Here is a 14,838-nt window from a genome sequence, read left to right on the forward strand (position 1 = left end):
CCCAGGGCAACGTGCTGTGGGCCCGGCGCACCGGCGGCGTCAACTACGACCGGGGGACGGCCCTGGCCGTGGATGCCGCCACGGGCAGCGTGGCCGTGGCCGGTGCCGCCGACTACACCTTCGACATCAACAGCAGCCAGAGCAGCATCTACGTGGCCCGCTACAGCGACCAGGGTGTCCTGGCCTGGGAGCGGAAGATAACGCCCACCGAGCCTGACCTCTACAGCGGCTACGGCGTGGCCTTCGACAACCGCGGCGGCCTCTACATGACCGGCGACTTCCAGGGCAACGTCACGTTTGGCCCCACCACGCTCACTGCCGCCGAGCAGGATATGTACGCTGTCCGTTTCGACTCGCGCGGTAATGCCGTGTGGGCCGACCGGGTAGGGGGCTCCAACACGAACTTTGGCGCCGCTATCGGTTTGGCCGTCAACACCGACCCGAGCGGCAACGCTTACTTCGCCGGGGCCGTGCTGGGTACCGTCAACTTCGGCTCTATCGTGAGTCAGGGCAATAGCGTCGATATGTTCGTGGCCAAACTCAACGCCGGTGGCACCCTCACCGCCGCCCGCGGGGCCGTGGCCGAGTTGCCGCTGAGCGTGTACCCGAACCCGGCGGCCGGCCGCGCCACGCTGGTGCTGCCCGCCGGTGGTGGCCGCCTTGTGCTGTCCGACGTGCTGGGGCGCCCGGTGCGGGAGCAGGCCCTGCCCGCCGTGGCCGGCCCGTGCCCCGTGGAGTTGACCGGCCTTACGCCCGGCCTGTATTTGCTGCGCGCCACGCTCGGCAACGGCCAGACCGCCAGCGCCCGCCTCACGGTGCGCTAAGCCGCTCCTCGTCGGCTTTCTGAAAAAGCAAAAAGCCAGTCCCGCTACTGAAGCGGGGCTGGCTTTTTTGTTTTCCGGCAGTCTGAAAATAGCTCTGGGTTAGCCGATGCTGCGAATCACTCCCCCGTCTACCCGCACCGAGGCGCCGTTGGTGGCCGCCGCCAGCGGGCTGCTCAAATACGCCACCATGCTGGCAATTTCGTCGGTGGTGATAAAGCGCTGGAGCAGGGACGATGGTCGGTCGTGCTGGAAGAAGTCGTGCTCAGCCTCTTCCTTGGTTTTGCCCTCGGTGGCCAGCTTGCGGATAAACTCGTCGACACCCTCGGAGGCCGTGGGGCCGGGCAGCACCGAGTTGACCGTGACGCCGGTGCCCTTGGTGAGCTCGGCCAGGCCGCGGGCCACGCCGAGCTGGGCGGTTTTGGTGGTGCCGTAGTGAATCATTTCCTGCGGAATCTGCAGGCCCGACTCGCTCGAAATAAACAGGATGCGGCCCCAGTTGCGGGCCAGCATCAGCGGGAAGTACTGCCGCGACAGACGCACCCCGCTCAGCACGTTCACCTCGAAAAAGTGCAGCCAGTCGGCGTCGGTGATGTCGGCAAAAGGCTTGGGCTCGAAAATGCCCACGTTGTTGACCAGAATATCAACCGTGGGCACGGCCTGCAGCAGAGCCGTTACCTGCTCCGCGCGGCCAAAATCGACGGCCACGCCGCGTACGACGGCCCCGGGCGTTTCGGCCAGAATAGTGGCCCGGGCCTCGGCCAGGCGGGCTTCGGTGCGGCCGGTGAGGATGACTTCGGCGCCCTCGGCGGCCAGGCGCCGGGCAATGGCCAGCCCGATGCCGGCCGTGGAGCCCGTGACGAGGGCCGTTTTATGCTTGAGTTGTAAATCCATGCGCATAGCAGTGAAAGTGGAACAGCCTAAACCCGCCGGGCGCGTTTTTGTCTGCCAGCCGGGCCAAATGCTGGCCGGTTGGGGCTGGTTAGGCAGGCCGCACCCGGATTCCGGCCATCCATTTTCCGGTCCGGCCGTACTATGGCCACTAGCCTCCTTTTCGTCCCGCACGCTTCGCCCTATGTCCTTTACCTCCGCCCGCCCCGAAGACTTACTGATTGATGCCGCCCGCCGCGGCGACCTAGCCCACCTGCAGGAGCTGCTGGCCGATGGCACGCTCAACGTCGATATCCAGAACGGCAAGGGCTTCACGGCCCTGATTGTGGCTGCCTACGACGACCAGCTCGAAGCCACCCGCCTGCTGCTGGCCGCCGGCGCCAACCCCACTGTGCAGGACGTGAGCGGCAACTCGGCCCTGATGGGCGTCTCGTTTAAGGGCTACCCCGAAATAGCCCGCCTGCTCATCGAGCACGGGGCCGACCTGAACCAGCAAAACGGCAACGGCGGCACGGCTCTGATGTTTGCCACCCTCTTCGGCCGCCACAACATCGTGCCCATTCTGCTCGAAGCCGGCGCTGATACCACCATCCGCGACGTGCGCGGCCTCACCGCCCGCGACCTGGCCATTCAGCAGGGCAACGAGGAAGCCCTGCGGCTTTTCGACCAGCTGAAGTAAAGGGGAGCAGCTTAGCCGCAAGCCACTACCGAGTCCCGGGCTGCTACCGCAGTGGCCCGGGACTCGCGCGTTAAGGATGGTCGGCGTTGGTTAGTGTCGGATGGAGATGGTGCGGGTTAGGGTCTGCGGGCCCGTTGTGATGCGCAGCACGTACAGGCCCTCCGGGAGCCCGGCCGTATTGAAGGCAACATCGACGCCGCTGGCGGGACAGGTTGGCTTGAAATCGGCAACCTGGCGGCCCTGCGGATTATACAGCGCGGCCCGCACGGCCCCGGGATTTTCCGGCTCCGTGAGACGCAGGGTAAAGTGGGTATGGGCCGGGTTAGGGAAAGTCTGAATGCTGATGGGGTCCGCCGCGGCGTGCGACTGGCTGCCGGGGCGGCCGTAGCGCCCGAAGTAGCCCTGTTCAGCGGTGCTGGTGAGCGTAATGGCCCCGAAGCGGCAGCTGCCCTGGAAGGTGCCGGCCGTAAACACGTTGTTCTGCTCGTCCAGGGCCAGGGTGCCGCCCCGGCTGCTGCCCGGCCCGCCCACTTTCTCCATTTCCTGCACCCGCCCGTTGGCATTTAGCCGTCCTAGAAAAGCCTGGCCCGAAAGGCCGTACACCGTGTTCAAAAAGCCCGTGGCGAAGGTCTTGCGGGAGTTGGGGTCCACGGCCAGGTCCGTGATGCCGTCGGCGGTGGGAGTGCCCAGGGCGGTGGCCCAGTCCACGCTGCCGTCCGGGTCGTAGCGGGCCACGAAGCCGTCGGTTTCACCCACGCTGGTCAGGGTGCTGGATCCGAAAGCGGCCGTGCCAATAAAGTCGCCGCCCAGGTAAATGTCGCCCTGCTGGTCGAGGGCCAGGGCCCGGCCGCTGCCGTCGCCGGGCGTCGCTTGGGCCCAGCGCAGCTGGCCCTGCCGGGTGTCGAATTTGGCCAGATACAGGTTGTTGCCCGTGCCCGTAGTGCCGCTGCCCGTTACGGTGGTGCCGTCCAGCGACCAGCCCCGGAAGCTGAAGCCACTCACGTAGCAACTGCCGTTCCTGTCCACGGCCACGCCCCCGCCCGCGCTGGAGCTAAAGCCCGGGCTCAAACCCACGAACACCCGGGCCCAGCGCAGCTGTCCCTGGCGGGTGTAGCTGGCCAGAAAGCCCTGGTTGCGGCGGGCGCCGAAGGTGAGAGTTTCGAATCGGATGTCGGAGCCGTTGGCCCGCCCGGTGAGGTAGCTGTTGCCGGCCGCATCCACGGCCACGGCGCTGCCGTTGCTGTAGCCATAAACGCCACTCTGAGTCCCGTCGGCCTGCCGCAGCCAGCGCACGGCGCCGGTGGCGCCAAACTTCACCAGCAGAATGTCGCTGCCCGAGCCGGTGGTGCGGGAAGTATACTGCTGCCCGCTGGCATCGGTAAGCGTGCCCAGGAAGCTGCCCGCCACGAAGCAGTTGCCGTCTTTGTCCACGGCCAGGCCCTGGGCGCTGACGGTGGTGGCGCCTTCGAGCTGCATCACTTGCAGCACCTGCCCGGTGGGGCGGCATTTGGCCACGTACAGGCACTGGCCGGGCCGGGCGCTGGTCAGCTGCCGGGTGCCAATCTGGGCCGAGCCGGAAAAGGTGCCGGTCAAATAGAAGTTGCCTTCGGAATCGGTGGCGACGTCGGTGGCGCTGCTGACGGTCTTGGCGAAAGTCCAGTCCGGGGATTGGGCGCCGGCGGTCAGGCCGGTCCACAGCAGCAACAGGGCGAGAAATAGTTGTTTCATAGCGAAAAGCTTGGGGTGGGGGATGGTAAAAAAGCGCGTCAGTACGTCGTCACAAGTCTCCGCGGGGCTTCCTCACTGGCTGCTACTTCTCTGCGCTACCCTGGCCCCGGCTGTTTCAGCTGCCTATATCACCCTAAACATATAACTTAAATCCAGTAAATTATAAGTTAAGTTAATTTATTTATCATCCGCATAACGGAGCTCAACGGCTACAGCTCACGGACTTAGCGGCGTTATCCGCGGACTAAGCACCGTACTCAGCCACCTGCTGCCCGCTGCCTGGGCGGTCCGGGAGTCCGGATTAACCTATACCTTTCGGCTCTACTGCCGGCGCGGTGCCGGCCAGGCTTATTCTTTACCCTTTCTTTTACCCCTTTCCATCTCGTTTTATGCGAAATTCTACCCCTTTCCGCTCCCTGCTGCCCCGCCTCGGGCTGGCGGCTCTGCTCGGCCTGACCGCTGTCGGCGCTCAGGCCCAATCGGTGCCCACCTGGGCCCGGGTGACCCGCGCCACGGCGCCCAACATGAACAGCGGCAGCAATGCCCGCCGCATTGCCGTGGCCGGCGATGGCAGCTACTTCGTGGTGGGTAGCTTCAGCGGAACTATGACCCTGGGTGCCGTTGCGCTGACGTCGGGCCCCGGCAATGGGCACGGCTACGTGGCCAAGCTTAACGCGGCCGGCACGGTGCTCTGGGCCAAGGCCCTGGAGTCCAGCTCCGGCGACATGAACATGAACGTGGCCGCCGACGCAGCCGGCAACGTGTACGTGGCGGGCTACTTCACCAACGACATCAACCTGGGCGGCAGCGCCTTTACCAGCTCCGGCACCGACTCGTTTATCGTTAAATACAACGCCCAGGGCGTGCAGCAGTGGGCCAAGCAGGCCGGGGCTTCCAACGCCTACGTGCTGGGGCTGGCCGCCGACGCGGCCGGCAACGTGACCCTGGCCGGCGACAGTGACTCCAACGTGAGCTTCGGCGGCGGGGCCGTGACGGGCAGCGGGGTGTTCGTATTCCGCTTTTCCACCACCGGCACGGTGCTGCTCGGCCGCCGCATCAGCAACGGGGGCTACGCCGAGGGAGTGGCCCTCGACGGGGCCGGCAACACCTACGTGACGGGCAGCTTCGGCGCCCAGACCGCCTTTGGCACCATCAATCTGACCAGCGCCGGCGAGTTAGACATCTTCGTTTGCAAGCTCGACGCGGCCGGTACCGTGCTCTGGGCCAAGCGCGACGGCTCGGTCGAGTACGACGGCGGCCAGAGTATTGCCGTGGATGCCAACGGCAACCCACTGGTGGGTGGCTACTACGAAGACGTAGATCTGAGCCCCACGGTGGAAACCAGCAAGCTGTACGTGTCGCGCTTCACGTCTCAGGGCGTGCAGCTCTGGTCCCGGCAGCTGACCTCGTCGCTGCCCCAGTTCTTTAATGCCAGCGGCTTGGCCTACGACAACCGCGGCGGCTACTACGTGACCGGCGGCATGGTGGGCACCGTGGCTTTCGGCAACACCACTCTCGCCAGCAGCGGCCAGAGCCTGTTTATTGCCCGCTACGACAGCCAGGGCAACGTGCTCTGGGCCGACCGCGCCGCCAATGCCAACGCCAACAACGACGCCTCCATCGGCTTTGGCCTGGCTTCCGACGCCAGCGGCAACGTGTACCTGGCCGGGGCAGCCATCGGCAACGTCACCTTCGGCAGCATCACCACCGCCGACCCTACTCCCGGCACCGTTGTCGCGAAGCTGAATGCCGGCGGCATTGTGGCCGCAGCCCGGCCCGCCGTGGCCAGCCTCAAGCTGAGCACCTTCCCCAACCCCGCCGCGGGCCAGACCACCCTGGTGCTGCCCGTGGGTGGCGGCCAGCTGAGCGTGTTCGACGCCCTGGGCCGGCTGGTGCGGGAGCAGGCGCTGCCCGCCGTGGCCGGCAACGCCCCGGTTTCGCTGGCCGGCCTAGCTCCGGGCCTCTACCAGCTGCGCGCCACGCTCGGCAACGGCCAGCTGGCCACCGCCCCGCTGACGGTGCGCTAAGCCCGCGGGCCCCGCGCCCAAACTCACTTCCAGCAATGGCCCGGCAGTTTGTCCGGGCCATTCTTTTTTTTCCGGGCGGGGCGGCGGTTCTGAACCCGGGGCCGGCCAGGGCGGGGCTGCCATCCAAATCGGGGGAGCTGCGTAGAACCGGCATCTTTCAACTCCAACCCCGACCCTGATGAACGACACCTTTTCCCGCTGTTCGCCCTACGTCTACGCCCTGCTGCGCATCGTTGTGGGGGTGCTGTTTGCCATGCACGGCAGCCAGAAGCTGCTCGGCATCCCCGGCGACAAGCCCCCGATGGAGCTGGCCTCCCTGATGGGCGTGGCGGGCATCATCGAGCTGGTGGGCGGCCTGCTGATTGCCGTGGGGCTGCTGACCCGCCTTGCGGCCTTCCTGTGCAGCGGCACGATGGCCGTGGCGTACTTCATGGCCCACGCGCCCCAGCACGCGCTGCCCATCATCAACCAGGGCGAGCTGGCGGTGGTCTACTGCTTCGTGTTTCTCTACATCTGGGCCCACGGCCCCGGCATCTGGAGCATCGACAGCCTGATTCGTCGGCCCGACCCGGTGGTGCGCTGAGGTAGCGCCCGCGGCCTGTGCACCAAGTCCTATAGCAGACTGCCCCGTGCCTATTCCGGTCGGGGCAGTCTACTATAGGGGTATGCAGGAAGCGCTAACCCGGAGCCGGCCGCCTTAATCCTTGGGCTACCAGTAAGATGCTTCGCGCTTATTGCCTATTTTCAGGACCTCACTCACGTTATTCACTTCCTTTCCTCTATGAACAACTCTACCCGTATTCATCTGTTACCCCGTCTGGCCTTGCTCGGCTTGCTCGGATTTGCTTCCGTGGCTGCTCAGGCACAGACAGCCCCTACCTGGGCCAGTGTCCAGCGCATCAGTGGTGATAGTCCTAGTAGCGGCAGCGGCACCTACAAAGTAGCCGTAGCCCCCGATGGCAGTCAGTACGTGACGGGCCACTTCGAAGGCGGCATCACCTTCGGCTCTATTTCCCTCACGGAGGGTGGCGGCAGCGGCCACATCTACCTGGCTAAGTACAGCGCCGCCGGTGCCGTGCTGTGGGCCACCAAGATAGATGCTAGCTCTAGTGACTTGTTCAGCAACGTGGCTGTTGATGCTGCCGGCAACGCCTACCTAGCCGGCTATTTTGCCGGCTCTCTGCAAGTGGGCACCACCGCCCTGACCAGCAGCGGCAATGATGCCTACGTGGCAAAATATAACGCCCAGGGCGTGGTGCAGTGGGTCCGGCAGGGCGGCACGGCCGGCACCTTTGTGCAAGGGGTGGCCGTCGATGCCAGCGGCAACGTAACCCTGGCCGGTGACTGCGTCAGCGCCGTGAGCTTCGGCGGGCCTGGCCTGGCCGGCAACGGACCCTTCTTAGTGAAGCTTTCCAGTACCGGAACGGCCCAGGCACCCAAGCGGATCGGGAGCCGCGGTTTCGTAAATGAGATGACACTCGACGGAGCTGGCAACGCGTATGTGGTGGGCACTTTCAGTGGCACGGCCCAGTTTGGCGCTACCTCGCTCACCAGCGCCGGTACCCTGGACCTGTTCCTGGCCAAGCTCGACCCGGCTGGCAACGTGCTGTGGACCCAGCGCGACGGCGGGGCCAACGAGGATAATGCCCTCGATGTCGCCGTCGATGGCAATGGCAACCCGATGGTTGCGGGCTACTATGACGGGCAGGGTACCACCAGCTTCACCAGCAAGATCTACGTGGCCCGCTTCTCCAACCAGGGCACGCGGCTCTGGTCGCGGCAGTTGGGCGCAACCACGCCTGATGAGGACGTGGCCAACTCCGTGACCTACGACGGGCGCGGGGGGTATTACATCACGGGCAGCTTCGCCAGCCCCATCGTGTTTGGCACCACTACGCTCACCACCCAGAGCCAGGACGTGTACGTAGTGCGCTACGACAGCCAGGGCAACGTACTCTGGGCCGGGCAGTCGACCAGCTCTGGTGGGAATGCCGCCGGCGGCCTGGGCCTCGCCGCCGATGGGGCCGGCAACGTGTACGTAGGTGGTGGCATGTTTGGCACCGTCACCTTCGGCACGCAAGTTTCCGCCGGCACTACCAGCAGCTCGTTCCTGGCTAAGCTCACGCCCGGCGGCATCGTGGCGGCCACGCGGCCGGCCCTGGCCCGGGTAAACCTGGCAGCCTTCCCTAACCCGGCCGCGGGCCTCACCACGCTGAACCTGCCCGCGGGTGGTGGCCACTTGGCCGTGGTAGACGCCTTAGGTCGCACCGTGCGCGAGCAAGCCCTGCCGACTGCAGCCGGGGCCTGCCCCGTGTCGGTAGCCGGCCTCACGCCGGGGCTTTACCAGTTGCGCGCCACCTTCGCCAACGGCACTGTGGGCACCGCTGCGCTGACGGTACGCTAAGAAGTCCGACGTACATTAAAACAAGCAAGGCCCGGCAACATGCCGGGCCTTGCTTGTTTAGACGGGTAATGGCGCTTTAGCTGACCTTGGCCAGCACGTCCTTGTCGACAAGGCTCAGCGTGGCACCTTTGCCGATGCTACTGCCGCCGTCCATGATGGCGACAATATTCTTATCGACGAGCAGGGAAAGCGCCGTGAAGAAATTATAGGGCAGGAAGCCCTGCACCGTGTAGCGGTTGCCGCTATTGGCAATGGCCTTCAGCGCGTTCAGCTCCGACCGGGTCAGGGACTTAATCAGCTTGGCGGGGCGGCTCGAGTCGGCGTCGGAGGCCGGCAGGGGCGGGGCGGCAGCGGACGGGCCCTCGGAGGCCGGGGGCGCACTATCGGGCGCATACCCGACGACGGGGTCGGCGGGGGCCTCGGGCGTATCGTTGAGTACGTTTTGCAGGTTGGCCGACAGGATGGCGTTCTTGGCCGTCAGCAGCTCGTTGTTCTCGGCCATGATGAGAAACTTAGGCAGCAACAGCCGGGTGCTGAAGTAACTGATGGCAAAGCCGATGATCAGGAAGTACACCAACACGGCAATGGTGAAGGGCTTGATGAGCACGCACTGGGGCGCGGTGCAGGGCGTGTTGCGGTGCAGGTAGTTGGCAATGCTCATAAAGGCCGGCGCAATGTTGTTGACCTGAGTGAGCGTGACGCCCACGATAATCTTGGTCAGCCAGTCGGAAATGTCTTCCAAGTTGGTATTGGGGGCATACTTGTTCTTGGTTTTATAGTCGTCGTAGGGGCTGTAGTCCTTGTTGAGGCGGGGAATGCCGAACAGAAAGCCCAGCAACGAGCCCACTAGCAGGGCCGCTAGCTCGGTGGAAATCAGCACCGACACCACTACCCGGTTGTGCAGATACGACCCGAAAGCCACGGCCGCCCCCACGCCGGCCAGAAGGAAGACGGCGCAGATAAGGAGGATGGTGAGTTGGCCGGCCTTGAGAAAGCGGAGGGAGGGGCGGGAATCCATGCGGGAATAGCGAATAAGAAAGTAGTAGCAGCACCCGGCGGCAGGAGCACTGCGCCGGCCGGACGGCGGGAAGGTCGGCAGTATACAAAAAAACCGCGCTGCCGCCGCCGGCTGGCCGAAAGCCCACGCGGGGCCGCCCGCCCACCCCAACGCGGAGCCGCCCCCGCGCCCACCCGGATTCCGGCGCGGCGCGGGGGCGGCTGGTTCGAAGCCGGCCGGCTGGCCTTAGGTGGGCATCGGGCCGTCATGGGGGCCTTTCTCGGCCCGCTCGGAGAGGCGGTAGAGCTGCTGCTTGACGGGCTCCGCGGTCAGGGCCACCTTGGCGGCCTTGCTCACCTGCTGCCCGAAGCGGTAGACCGCGTTCTGGAGGCGCACGTAGTCGTCGGCGCCCTCCAGGTTGGTGCCCTTGCGCATCTCCTGGTCGGTATCGGCGGCGGCCAGGTCCTGGGCGAGCTGGGTGAGGGCGGCGAGCTTGGCAGCGCTGAAGCCGTGCTTGGTCAGCTCGGCCAAGTCGCGCTCCGCGGCCTGGATGGCCCCGGGCAGCAGGGCCCGCATCTTGTCGTGCTGCTGCCGGGCGGGGCCGTACTGCTTTTTGCCGAACTGGTCGAGGCGGCCGGGGTTGCGGGGGAAGGCCTGCTCGACGTAGTAAAACAGGGCCTGGAGCTGGGTCCGGGCCTGGTCCATCAGCGCGTCCACGGTCTGGGTGTCTTCCTTTAGGCTCCCGCGCAGAATCCGGCCGGGCGTGGCCGCCTCGGCCGCGTCGAGGGCCGCCCCCCACTGGGCGCCGAAGGCCGCGCTGAAGGTGGGGTTGAAGGCCGTGAAAGCCGGCAGGTCGGCGAGGTAGTGCCGGTGCATGGTGCGCATGTCCTGGCGCATCTTGCTGTCGGAGGTGGGGAATAGCCGGATTTCGGGCTTGAGCTTGGGCATAACGAATAGGATGAGGGTGAATACTATCCGCAACATTAGCCAAAGCCCGGAGCGTACGCAATAGCATGTATATCAGATTGGTACGTACTGGCGTATTGTCGGGACGAACAGGCTTTTTCGCGGGACAAAACCCCACTCCACCATCGTGAACGACCTACTGTTGGGTGTGAATGATCTACTACAGCCCGTTGGTGATCTACTGGTGGGTGTGAACGACTTACTGCACGATGTGAATGATCTACTGTCAGCCGTCAACCAACTACTGCGAGGCATGAAAGCTCTACTAAGCGCCGTTAACGACTCACTGGCGGGTGTGAACGATGTACTGTAGGGCGTGAATGCTCTCCTGGACGGCGTGAAGGAGCTTCGGATCAGTAGAAACGAAACCGGCCCGCTGGTGGGCGGGCCGGGGGATGCAATTATATATTTATCACTCTGGCATATTGGTCATATGGCTGTGTTGAGTGATTATTAGGGGTATAAATTATTTATTTGTCCTCACTCTCTCCTTCACTTTCGCTATCATCATCACTAGCAATTGATGATGTTGCTTTAGCATCTTTCAAATCGAGGTGTTTACGTAAAGCGTGGTGAACCACTAGATTGCCTCCGAACCTTGGTTCTAAGAATCTATCTTGATAAATAAACTCAAAAAATGTTCCTCCTCCTTTGCCGCCTACTTTGGGGACGCCAACGACTCCAAAGTCAAAGAGGGTTTTAAGATGTTTTTCAGCTTCAGCAGCGCTGGCTTTGCGACGTATTCTTTGTACTGCTTCAAGCCATTCCTGAAAAATGAATCTGCTATATCCAAGTAGCCTTAGCGCTTTGAATAAGAACTCGTGATCCTCAACTTGTTTATGCATTTCGTCAGTTAACTCGTCGTATATATGACGAGAGTATCCTCTCTCTCCATTATAAACGTCGGTCGTCTCTATTCGCTCGTGTTCTGCTTTTAGAGCGGCATCGCGACAAAAAGTGCAGAAGGCAATTATGTCACGTGGTCTTTGCATCGTGCGCTTAAGCAAGTAAGAGTTGATAAATGCTCTCTGGCGCATCTGTTCAGGTGAAAATACCAAGTCCCATGCTTCGTTGCGAGATACGCTAAGAGATTTTGATATTCTCTCATTTACTACATCCTGTAATGATTTATTATCCCATTCTAGATATTCAATATCACCTGATATTTTGTTCTTATCATTGAATTTAAGCTCAGCAAAAATGTCTGATCTTAGAAAGATAATTACAGCTCTAGGTTTATTATGGATGGCTAACTTGATATTTAAGTCTCTAGCTGCTTTTATTGCTCCAGCTAACATATCACGTATCTCCTGAGTTGCGTCCCATCCATCATCAAGTCTGTCTACTAAAATAGTGACAGGGTCTTGAGGATAGACGAGTTGAGCAAACTTGAGCAACTCTTTGTTCCATACATTGGCTGCTCTAGCAAGTTTAGCACCTTCTGGAGCATCGTCTAATTCAAAGCCTCCTAGGCCACCTATATCACCTGCGTTTGGTAGATCTAGTTTGCGGATTCGGCGAAGCTTGTCAACTAATAGTTCTAGAGCTCCTGCTTCGGCATTATTATAAATACGCTTCAAAAGAGACTGAGCTCCATCTCGGATACCAGGGAATTTGGAATTTGTCCATTCTCTACATGCTGATATCAGAAAAGTGAATATCCAAGAGGATGTATAGGCATTCTCTTGTGGTAAACCAAGTTCCTTAATAGCCTTATGGGCCTCCCAGGAATAGTCAGAGAATTCAAGGCGAACTATTGAGGTGTTATTTAGTACTGATTCTGCCTGTTGAAAAAGAGCTGTCTTCCCAGATCCTTTTCGCCCAATTATAAATTGGCGGCTACCTTGAGAAATTCGGTTTAAGACTCCTGTATCAACAAAATATTCTTTTAGGTTGCTGTCACTTTCTGCATCAACCCGTCCGAAATCCACATCTATAAGCGCCATGGTTAGTTTGTTGTTTGAAGTGTGATTTTTAAAAGTAAATACTATTTGACTTGTTTCAAACAGTATTCGTGTTATTGAAAGGAAATAATTGTAGGTGTAGTATGCTGACTAAGAAATATTTTCAGCTTACTCCCCCAGCTTCCCCAATATCTCCTGCGCCGCCACGGCAATGACCGTTCCAGGCCCGTACACGCCGACTACGCCAGCATTGTACAGGAAGTCGTAGTCCTGGGCGGGGATGACGCCGCCGGCAATGACGAGGATGTCTTCGCGGTCGAGCTGCTTGAGCTCCTGAATGAGCTGGGGAATCAGGGTTTTGTGGCCGGCGGCCAGGGAGCTCACGCCCACCACGTGGACGTCGTTTTCGGCCGCCTGCCGGGCTACCTCGGCGGGGGTCTGGAACAGGGGAGCAATGTCCACGTCGAAGCCCACGTCGGCGAAGGAGGTGGCAATGATCTTGGAGCCCCGGTCGTGGCCGTCCTGGCCCATCTTGGCCACCATCATGCGGGGGCGGCGGCCCTCCCGGGCGGCGAAGTCGTCGGCCGCAGCGCGGGCCTTGGCAAACTCTTCGTCGTAGTTCATCTCGGCGGAATACACGCCCGAAATGGCGCGGATGGTGGCCTGGTGGCGGCCGTAGACGGCTTCGAGGGCGTCGGAAATCTCGCCCAGGGTGGCGCGCAGGCGGGCGGCATTTACGGCCAGGGCTAGTAAGTTGTTAGTTGTTAGTTGTTGGTTGTTCGTGGTTGGTTCCGTGCTGGCGCCCTTTCTGGCGGCGTCGGTCAGGGCCTGGAGGGCAGCTTGCACGGCGTCATTATCCCGCTCGGCCTTGATCTGGTTCAGGCGCTCAATCTGCGAGAGGCGGACGGCGGCGTTGTCGATGTCGAGGACTTCAATCTGCTGCTCGTTGCCCAGCTGCTCGGCGGTGAGGCGGTACTTATTCACGCCCACAATGATTTCCTTGCCCGAGTCGATGCGGGCCTGCTTGCGGGCCGAGGCTTCCTCGATGCGCAGCTTGGGCAGCCCGGTTTCGATGGCCTTGGCCATGCCGCCGAGCTCCTCGACTTCCTGAATCAGGGCCCAGGCCTTGTCGGCCAGCTCGTGGGTCAGGGTCTCCACGTAGTAGGAGCCGCCCCAGGGGTCTACCACGCGGGTGATGTCGGTTTCGTGCTGGAGGTAGAGCTGGGTGTTGCGGGCAATGCGGGCCGAGAAGTCGGTGGGCAGGGCAATGGCCTCGTCGAGGGCATTGGTGTGCAAACTCTGGGTGCCGCCCAGGGCCGCGGCCAGGGCCTCGATGGCGGTGCGGGCCACGTTGTTGAACGGGTCCTGCTCGGTGAGCGAGTAGCCCGAGGTCTGGCAGTGGGTGCGCAGGGCCAGGCTTTTCGGGTTCTGGGGATTGAACTGCTTCATGAGCTTGGCCCAGAGCAGGCGGCCGGCCCGGAGCTTGGCAATTTCCATGAAGTGGTTCATGCCGATGGCCCAGAAAAACGACAGACGAGGCGCAAACTGGTCCACGTCCATGCCTACGGCCAGGCCGGCGCGCACGTATTCGAGGCCGTCGGCCAGGGTGTAGGCCAGCTCCAGGTCGGCGGTGGCCCCGGCTTCCTGCATGTGGTAGCCCGAGATGCTGATGGAATTGAACTTGGGCATATTCGCCGCGGTGTAGGCGAAGATGTCGGCAATGATGCGCATGCTCGGCGCGGGTGGGTAGATGTAGGTGTTGCGCACCATGAACTCCTTCAGAATGTCGTTCTGAATGGTGCCCGCCAGCTTGTCCGGGCTCACGCCCTGCTCCTCGGCCGCCACGATGTAGAAGGCCATAATCGGCAGCACCGCCCCGTTCATGGTCATGGATACCGACATCTGGTCGAGCGGAATCTGGTCGAAGAGAATCTTCATGTCCTCCACCGAGTCGATGGCCACGCCGGCCTTGCCCACGTCGCCGACCACGCGGGGGTGGTCGGAATCATAGCCCCGGTGCGTCGCCAGGTCGAAGGCCACCGACAGCCCCTTCTGCCCCCCGGCCAGGTTGCGGCGGTAGAAGGCGTTACTCTCGGTGGCCGTGCTGAAGCCCGCGTACTGGCGGATGGTCCAGGGGTTCTGCACGTACATGGTGGCGTAGGGTCCGCGCAGGTAGGGCGCCTGCCCCGCCCCGAAGCCGAGGTGGTCGAGGTGGGCCACGTCCTGGGCGGTATAGTAGCTTTTCAGCGCAATCTGCTCGGGGCTCAGCGTTTCGGTCGGCTCGGCAGCAGGAGTGGGAAGGCTGGCCGCGTCGTAGGCAATCTGGGAGAAGTCGGGCTTCATCGGAGTAGTGAGATGGTGAGATGGTGAACTGGTGAGTGGGTGAGGTGGTGAGTTGTTGTTCTGCTGGCGCAGATAGAA

Annotated in this window: 11 protein-coding genes; 5 read left to right on the forward strand and 6 right to left on the reverse strand. The window is 62.2% G+C overall.

What is annotated here, in order from left to right; translation table 11 throughout:
• The coding region (locus EWM57_RS21135; protein ID WP_165370466.1) for a T9SS type A sorting domain-containing protein at positions 1-824 on the forward strand (824 nt) is incomplete at its 5' end.
• Positions 825-923: 99 nt separating this feature from the next.
• On the opposite strand, the gene EWM57_RS09390 is transcribed toward EWM57_RS21135, so the two are convergent.
• Entirely contained in the window at positions 924-1,715 is a 792-nt protein-coding gene (locus EWM57_RS09390) for an SDR family NAD(P)-dependent oxidoreductase (protein ID WP_129920888.1), read from the reverse strand.
• A gap of 181 nt (positions 1,716-1,896) precedes the next feature.
• On the opposite strand from EWM57_RS09390, the gene EWM57_RS09395 reads away from it, so the two are divergent.
• Entirely contained in the window at positions 1,897-2,391 is a 495-nt protein-coding gene (locus tag EWM57_RS09395; protein WP_129920889.1) for an ankyrin repeat domain-containing protein, read from the forward strand.
• A 90-nt stretch (positions 2,392-2,481) separates the two neighbouring features.
• Here EWM57_RS09395 and EWM57_RS09400 read toward each other — a convergent pair whose 3' ends face one another.
• Positions 2,482-4,119: a T9SS type A sorting domain-containing protein gene (locus EWM57_RS09400; RefSeq protein ID WP_129920890.1), complete on the reverse strand. Its 1,638-nt coding sequence runs from the start codon at positions 4,117-4,119 to the stop codon at positions 2,482-2,484.
• 389 nt (positions 4,120-4,508) lie between these two features.
• Here EWM57_RS09400 and EWM57_RS09405 point away from each other — a divergent pair, with 389 nt between their 5' ends.
• From EWM57_RS09405 to EWM57_RS09415, 3 genes are all read left to right on the forward strand, one after another.
• Positions 4,509-6,146: a T9SS type A sorting domain-containing protein gene (locus tag EWM57_RS09405; protein ID WP_129920891.1), complete on the forward strand. Its 1,638-nt coding sequence runs from the start codon at positions 4,509-4,511 to the stop codon at positions 6,144-6,146.
• Positions 6,147-6,324: 178 nt separating this feature from the next.
• The gene (locus tag EWM57_RS09410; protein ID WP_129920892.1) at positions 6,325-6,729 is read left to right on the forward strand and encodes a DoxX family protein; all 405 of its coding nucleotides are present in this window, start codon (positions 6,325-6,327) and stop codon (positions 6,727-6,729) included.
• 198 nt (positions 6,730-6,927) lie between these two features.
• Positions 6,928-8,550, forward strand: coding sequence for a hypothetical protein (locus EWM57_RS09415; protein ID WP_129920893.1), 1,623 nt, complete (start codon positions 6,928-6,930; stop codon positions 8,548-8,550).
• 76 nt (positions 8,551-8,626) lie between these two features.
• On the opposite strand, the gene EWM57_RS09420 is transcribed toward EWM57_RS09415, so the two are convergent.
• The 4 genes from EWM57_RS09420 to scpA all read right to left on the reverse strand — a co-directional run bounded on the left by EWM57_RS09420 (position 8,627) and on the right by scpA (position 14,760).
• Positions 8,627-9,568, reverse strand: coding sequence for a hypothetical protein (locus EWM57_RS09420; RefSeq protein WP_129920894.1), 942 nt, complete (start codon positions 9,566-9,568; stop codon positions 8,627-8,629).
• Between the two features lie 225 nt (positions 9,569-9,793).
• Positions 9,794-10,495, reverse strand: a complete 702-nt coding sequence (locus tag EWM57_RS09425) for a hypothetical protein (protein ID WP_129920895.1) — start codon at positions 10,493-10,495, stop codon at positions 9,794-9,796.
• 488 nt (positions 10,496-10,983) lie between these two features.
• Positions 10,984-12,459, reverse strand: a complete 1,476-nt coding sequence (locus EWM57_RS09430) for a P-loop ATPase, Sll1717 family (protein ID WP_129920896.1) — start codon at positions 12,457-12,459, stop codon at positions 10,984-10,986.
• A gap of 126 nt (positions 12,460-12,585) precedes the next feature.
• The gene (scpA, locus tag EWM57_RS09435) at positions 12,586-14,760 is read right to left on the reverse strand and encodes a methylmalonyl-CoA mutase (protein WP_129920897.1); all 2,175 of its coding nucleotides are present in this window, start codon (positions 14,758-14,760) and stop codon (positions 12,586-12,588) included.
• Between the last annotated feature and the right edge of the window lie 78 nt (positions 14,761-14,838).

Origin of the sequence: Hymenobacter persicinus (assembly GCF_004167665.1) — a bacterium.
Lineage (GTDB): Bacteria > Bacteroidota > Bacteroidia > Cytophagales > Hymenobacteraceae > Hymenobacter > Hymenobacter persicinus.

What these genes read in the sequence shown, in the direction of transcription:
- EWM57_RS09390 (WP_129920888.1), bottom strand. Translation starts at nt 1,715, where the DNA reads ATGGATTTACAACTCAAGCATAAAACGGCCCTCGTCACGGGCTCCACG.
- EWM57_RS09395 (WP_129920889.1), top strand. Translation starts at nt 1,897, where the DNA reads ATGTCCTTTACCTCCGCCCGCCCCGAAGACTTACTGATTGATGCCGCC.
- EWM57_RS09400 (WP_129920890.1), bottom strand. Translation starts at nt 4,119, where the DNA reads ATGAAACAACTATTTCTCGCCCTGTTGCTGCTGTGGACCGGCCTGACC.
- EWM57_RS09405 (WP_129920891.1), top strand. Translation starts at nt 4,509, where the DNA reads ATGCGAAATTCTACCCCTTTCCGCTCCCTGCTGCCCCGCCTCGGGCTG.
- EWM57_RS09410 (WP_129920892.1), top strand. Translation starts at nt 6,325, where the DNA reads ATGAACGACACCTTTTCCCGCTGTTCGCCCTACGTCTACGCCCTGCTG.
- EWM57_RS09415 (WP_129920893.1), top strand. Translation starts at nt 6,928, where the DNA reads ATGAACAACTCTACCCGTATTCATCTGTTACCCCGTCTGGCCTTGCTC.
- EWM57_RS09420 (WP_129920894.1), bottom strand. Translation starts at nt 9,568, where the DNA reads ATGGATTCCCGCCCCTCCCTCCGCTTTCTCAAGGCCGGCCAACTCACC.
- EWM57_RS09425 (WP_129920895.1), bottom strand. Translation starts at nt 10,495, where the DNA reads ATGCCCAAGCTCAAGCCCGAAATCCGGCTATTCCCCACCTCCGACAGC.
- EWM57_RS09430 (WP_129920896.1), bottom strand. Translation starts at nt 12,459, where the DNA reads ATGGCGCTTATAGATGTGGATTTCGGACGGGTTGATGCAGAAAGTGAC.
- scpA (WP_129920897.1), bottom strand. Translation starts at nt 14,760, where the DNA reads ATGAAGCCCGACTTCTCCCAGATTGCCTACGACGCGGCCAGCCTTCCC.